5 protein-coding genes are annotated in these 6,149 nt (G+C 57.6%); 3 read left to right on the plus strand and 2 right to left on the minus strand.

What is annotated here, in order from left to right; all coding sequences use genetic code 11:
• The first annotated feature begins 49 nt into the window (after positions 1-49).
• Entirely contained in the window at positions 50-220 is a 171-nt protein-coding gene (locus AC066S_RS36385) for a hypothetical protein (RefSeq protein ID WP_164718368.1), read from the plus strand.
• A gap of 125 nt (positions 221-345) precedes the next feature.
• Here the strand turns inward: AC066S_RS36385 and AC066S_RS36390 are convergent, their stop codons facing one another.
• On the minus strand, positions 346-1,461 hold the full coding sequence (locus tag AC066S_RS36390; RefSeq protein WP_478271837.1) for an OpgC domain-containing protein: 1,116 nt from the start codon (positions 1,459-1,461) through the stop codon (positions 346-348).
• 1,519 nt (positions 1,462-2,980) lie between these two features.
• Between AC066S_RS36390 and AC066S_RS36395 the strand changes: the two genes are divergently transcribed.
• On the plus strand, positions 2,981-3,127 hold the full coding sequence (locus AC066S_RS36395; protein ID WP_164718367.1) for a hypothetical protein: 147 nt from the start codon (positions 2,981-2,983) through the stop codon (positions 3,125-3,127).
• A gap of 437 nt (positions 3,128-3,564) precedes the next feature.
• On the plus strand, positions 3,565-3,828 hold the full coding sequence (locus AC066S_RS36400; protein WP_347338953.1) for a DUF3551 domain-containing protein: 264 nt from the start codon (positions 3,565-3,567) through the stop codon (positions 3,826-3,828).
• 336 nt (positions 3,829-4,164) lie between these two features.
• Here AC066S_RS36400 and AC066S_RS36405 read toward each other — a convergent pair whose 3' ends face one another.
• On the minus strand, positions 4,165-5,700 hold the full coding sequence (locus AC066S_RS36405) for a PAS domain S-box protein (protein ID WP_478271838.1): 1,536 nt from the start codon (positions 5,698-5,700) through the stop codon (positions 4,165-4,167).
• Between the last annotated feature and the right edge of the window lie 449 nt (positions 5,701-6,149).

The following is a 6,149-nucleotide window of genomic DNA, read 5'->3' on the forward strand; positions in this document are numbered from 1 at the left end:
TGCGGAGCTCATGGAGTAGCATCGGTCCTGTTTTGAGGGGGACTTTAAAATGGATCTGCTCCGCGCAGAGAAGATCGCAGAAATCGAAAATAATTCGGACCGGAAATGTCGTCTCTGCGACAAGCAGCTGGTGCTAGTTAGCGCGATCCTGAACATGGAAACAGGGAACCTCATCCACCTGTTCGAATGCGAATGCGGCGAACGCATCTGGAACGACTGAGGCCGCCTCAGTTGCCAGTGTGAGCGTGCCGGAGTGAGACCAATGAATCTAAACCCCTGTCGTTAAGACGAATGCCTACTGGAGCATTGCCAAGGACAAGTGCTGCGACCCTCCAACTCTTCAAGTCATCGCGGCTGCCGCCTGGGCTTTATCCGGATGGAGTCCAGCAGCGCTGCGGCCGCAATCATCAGCAGAATGCCAGCGAGGCTGAGCGCGATCTGCATCGCAAAACCACTCGAAATGCCGACCAGTACTATTTGGCTGGCGAGCGCCAGCAGAACACCGAGGCAATAGATTGCCAGCGAATTCTCACCACAGAGGATCGCTGCGCGCATCAGCGGCATCGGCATTGCCCGCCAATCGCGAGGTACCAGCCATACCGCCAAGAGCGCAAGCGCCAAAAAATGCAGCAGCCGCAAAGGAGCGAGATTCGATTTGTCGACTTCGTAAATCACCTTGGCGAGCGCTCGTGGGACCAGATCTTGCAGGGCGGTGACCCACCAACTCAACGCGACGACCAGACTAAGAGTCAGATAGAGAACCGCAAATATCAGCATCACGCGACAGCTCATAAGAGGCCAAATTCGCTTGCCCGCAATGACATACCAAGCGCCGAGCACGACCAGCAACTGCCATGCCAGCGGGTTGAAGAACCACACGTTGTCGGGCCATGCCGGGACGACCCAACCGAAGACGTGCACCATTGCATAAAGCAACAGCGACGCGCCGAGTGTCGTGTTCGGCACTCGCATCAGCAACCACAACAGGGGTGCGAACAAAAGATGATAGACCACGAAGATCGGCAGGATGTCGGTATTGACGGGACGGTATTGCAGGATCGCCGCATGCGACAGAGCCGCACCGGGATACTCAAGCAAAAGGCGCGTGTTGCTCTCATCCGGGAGCCGGTCACCACCGCTCAGGTAAACCATGACGGCGCAAGCCACCGTTAGCAGCAGGAATGCTGCATAAATATCCCAGCTTCGCCGCAGCGTACGTGTGATGACGCCGGGCCAACCGTCGCGCGCATGTGCACTGCCGTAAGCCAGCGCGCAGGTCACGCCGGACACGAACATGAACATTTCCGCGCTATCGCTGAAGCCGTAGTTCCGCAGCGTTAGCCAGCTTCCGGCGTTATTGGGAAAATGATTCAGAAAGATGCACCAGAGCGCGAGGCCGCGGCAAGCATCGATCCGTCGGTCGCGGCCTGGCCCTTTCAGCTCCGGCGGCGCGCCACCCAACGGTCTCGCAGGCGCCGCGAGCACTCGGGTCTAGGCTGCGGAGGCAGACCGCGCAACGCCTTCGTATTTCGTTCGATCTCCGCCAGCTTCTGGCGAACGACAATGTTCAGCGCTGTCCAATTCTTGTCGAGATCGACAGACACGTGCTCAACGGAACACGATCGCATCGGCTCCCGGGCATCAGACAGGTCGATCGAACTGATAGCCACCATCTCGACGAAAGAGCCGCGGGGTGCGGGCAACAATATCATAGTGGCGATGGGCCGAAAGGATGGGAGCGATAGTTCATGTATTCCTTCCATCAACTCTTCATCGCTAACCACTTCATACGAGCCAGCCGGTAATATTCGCTCGAAGCTTGTGATCCTGAAGGGGTGCTCGAACTCTATGGTTTCACGTCGTGACCGGGTGCTTGTCATGATCATCCTCGCTCGTTGGCGAGGACGCGCCGGGATGGCGGATAGCAGCTGGCAAATAGAGGCGATTTCGCGGGTGCTGAACGCTCAATGGCGAGCTATTCGTTACTTTTGGCAAAAGCGATTCCACTGCAAACCGAGACTGGAAACTCCGCCTCATAGCCTTGCGCGTCCGGACTAATAGTTATCGAATGACCTCGGGTGACATGGCTGTTGTGGCTGCGGCCTTTCAGAAATGCAGCTCAGCATCTAGAACAATCCATAGGACTGCAAAACTCGCGACAGCAAAAATGAAAGAAAGAAAAAAGAAAGAAATGAGAGAATAGGCGATCGCTTCATATGTCCCCTTTCCGATATCGAGACATTGACGACGCGTGGGGCCCGAGAAATCCAACGAAGTATTGTCTCTCGTGAACAAGCTGATTGCTGCTACCGCCCGGGACTGAGCCCTGACTCAGATGATTGGTGGACAGCGAAGTTGCCGCAGCAGTGACAGTCCGGTGCAAGCAGCGGCACAAACATCGCGAAAAGATGCCAAGATGGGGCTGACTGATACCGTTTGGAGCCGGGTCAGCTCGGCTGAAATCTTGAGTGTCAGTGCGTTGCCTGGCAACGTACTAGATGCCGGCACACAGACCTATTCAGTTGGAAGAGCATGATCTCATCAATGGCGAACGCAACACACGAATTATGAACGCGCGGAGGTTTCACACAACCGGTGTGGCATCGAAGGGCAGCGGCGCACGAGACGAGCTCAGGTGACAGAAATATTTCTTTCTGGCCGTTCGCGACTCTCTGAGCGTTGTCCGGCCATTTCCGAAGTTGGTAGTAGACGGACCTGACCGCCCAGCGCCGAAACTGGCAGTGTTGACCCTTAACGGACTCTGGCTGTCTTTGAAGGGAGCGGATGACCAGGAAACGTGTTTCCTTACCTTGTTGAATGGGCACGTCGATGAACGTCGATATCAGGCGACATGCAGAGCGGCCCGCGGAATCGGTCTGCCCGTTGAATGTGAGCAAAATTGACCATCCTGCAAAGACAGCATATGCCAACTCTTCCCGATTGCCTGGGGGCGACGCGTCCTACGGAATGGAGGACAGTGATGGAAAACGACAACGGACCTTCTTCAAAGACCGAGCTGACCACCGTTGAGCGCCTTAAGAGCACCGCGCTTGGGGACATGGATGGTCCCGAAATCCTCAAGCTTATTAAAGAAATCGAGGATGAGATCAGAAGAAGGGGTTCTTGAGAATCTCGTTCCTAAGGCTGGCCACGTGGAGCAGCGCAAATGCCGTCAATCGAACAATGCAGAGCCTACGTTGCGGAATACAAAATGCTAGGAGCTGATCCGAAAAATTCAGCCCGCCGGTCTGCCCTGCTTATGAACATTTCACGGAGCTGGATAGCGCTAGGGCACCAGCTTGAGAGCCTTGCGGATACGGTGAAATCGGAAGAAGAGTAAGACCGCTTCGGTTGGCGGCTTCCCTCATCTAGAATGCGCCTGTTGGCCCTTGGGCGACCTCCGACCATGTCCACTTTGGCTGGTGAGGGGCGAACGGACATCCGAGAGTGTCCAAACCAAGCGCCAGAATTGTCTAATGGATGTCGGCTACGGGTGGCCTTTTGATGCTCCACTTGCTTTCGACATGTTCTATAATCCGTCGGCTTTACATGATGGAGGGTCGAATGCGACTAGCTTTGCTTATCGGGGTCCTGCTGATGGGATTTTCTTCAGCAGCAGAGGCCGGCCGTGACTATCCCTGGTGCGTCTTCGGTGGCCATGCCGCCGCTCCCGAGTGCATGTATGAGACGAGAGAGCAGTGCCTGGCTTCGGCGTCCGGACGGTGGACCACCTATTGCGATATCAATCCGCGCGTGAGATTCCAGCAGCCGGCGCCGGGCCCGACAGCATGTGACTCTCGGGGACGCCGATGCGCGCCGAGACCGTGAGTCGTGCAGTGGGGCTCTGACCGTACGATCATGCCTGGCTTCCGCTTTTGGCCCTTCGGCGAAGTGGCAGCATCGCTCCACGAGGTCCGCTTGTTGAGGCTTGGCGAACAAGATTTGCTCAGGTTGAGCTGTTCGCATTTTGACCCGGAGCGGACTTGCCACCCAGTCGTCATGTGACGAGTGAGCACGCTGGGCCTCCGCATTAACGCGATGTTTTTGCAGAGAGTGACACGTGCGCTTACAGGCGATGAGCCGATCGTGGTCAATCCGCAGCGAGGATGCGTTTGAGGCCGTGAACTCCAGCCTGCGCAACGCCCGCTCCTGAAAGAATGTGGATCACCCCTGTTCCGAAGGCAGGCTGAACTGAAACACGGCCCCCCGCGGTTCATTCGCACCAGTCCAAAGTCGTCCTCCGTGCGCCTCGATGATCGATTGGCAAATCGACAAGCCCATGCCGGTCCCGTTCGGCTTGGTTGTGTAGAAGGGCTCGAACAGGCGGTCAACGCTTGCCACGTCAAGTCCAGGTCCGGTATCCCGTACGCTGACAACAACGAGATTCGAGGCATCTGCAGCCGAGCTGATCCGCAGCTTCCGTCCGCCAACGTCGAGGACGTCCATTGCCTCGATCGCGTTGAGGATCAGATTGAGAACAACCTGTTGCAGCTGAACGCGATAGCCCTTCACGAGCGGCAAGCCCGGAGCGAGGTCGGTCTCGATCAAGACATCATGTTTGAACAGCTCGCTACGGGCTATGGTGATCACGTCCAGGATTGCACTATTGACATCGACGCTCTCCTGCGGCGCCGGAGCCTTCTTGATCAAGGAACGGATCCAACTGATGATCTCGCCGCCTCGCTTGGCTTCTGCGACAATGGATGCGAGCGCCCGCCGTGCCTTTTCCAAGTTCGGAGATGGCGATCCTAGCCAGTTCAATGCGGCCTCTGCGTTGCAGAACATCGCGGTGATTGGTTGGCTCAATTCGTGTGTCACCGAAGCCGTGACCTGGCCCATTGCCGCCGCGCGATTGGCGTGTGTTAGTTCAGCCTGCATCTCGCGGAACGTCTCGGCGGTTCGCTTGCGTTCCGTGATGTCGCGGCTCAGACAAATGATTCGTGACTGGCCGCCTTCGCAGAATTCCCGCATGCGGACTTCGACGGGAAACACAGTGCCGTCCTTTCGGCAATAGCGCCTCTCGAGCGTAGCGATGCCGCCAGCCTTCAGGCGCTCGCGGTTGCTCCGCCATGTCGCTTCATCCATCTCCAGATCGAACAAGGCCCCGGTTGCCCCAACCAGTTCAGCCCGGCTGTAGCCGAGACTTTCGCAGGCATTCCGATTCACGTCGAGAACGCGACCATCTTCACTGTGGAGCATGAACGTATCGGTCGCGTGGTCCACGAAGGTACGGAAACGGGCCTCGCTCTCGATCAGCGCCTGTTCGGCTCGCTTTCGCTCCGTGACGTGGCGCCCCACACCGCGATAGCCGACGAAGTTCCCCATCTCGTCAAAGATGGGCAGCCCAGAGACGGAAATATAGCGCTTGCCGCCGTCGGGCGTCGGCCGCGCGAGCTCGAAATCGCGAAACGGGAGGTGGGCGTCGAGTATCTCCCGGTGCTTGCGCCAGCCATCTGCATCGGGCTCCAGATACGGGACCTCCCATCGTGTCCTGCCGATCTCGGAGACCGGCGGCTCGGGAAGAGTCTCAGCGAACTCCTGGCGGATGAATCGATGCTGCGCGTCCGTTTCCCAGTACACATCAAAGGAGAACTGCACCAGGGTGCGAAAGCGCTCCTCGCTCTCGCGCAGTGCCTCCTCGGGGCGCTTGCGCTCATTCGAATCGAGCGCGACCGACGGCGCTTGAATCGGATGTTGCATGATGACCTCTTGCTCACGCGCGATGGATCAATCGACAGATTTCTCTTACCGGGTTACGGGCCCGTCTTTCGCCCCGGAGTCGCAAATAGCGCCGGCGATGGCTAAATGCCCCGGCGGCTCGAAGCTGCAGCACCCAAGATCGATCGGGAGTATGCCTTCTGAGGACTATACCCCCGGATACAAGGCTTCTCTATAGCCATATGGCTGTGACTGTCCCAACCCGAAACGCGGCGAGCTGAAATCCCGGTTCCGTCAACGCTAGCGTGTGAGGCGGACCCGTCTCGTGCCGCGCGGCATCGACTCGCATGTTGACCCTGGCTGAGTGAAAACACTGGCTGCTGTTATGATTCTCCTGTGATTCTTTGGGGGAATCGATGAGGCGCTTCGTTGAAGAGGCGGATCGTGGGCAGCGGACGCTGTTGCCCGAATGCCTCGATGACTTCATTGAC

The organism is Bradyrhizobium sp. CFUWI, assembly GCF_056429085.1.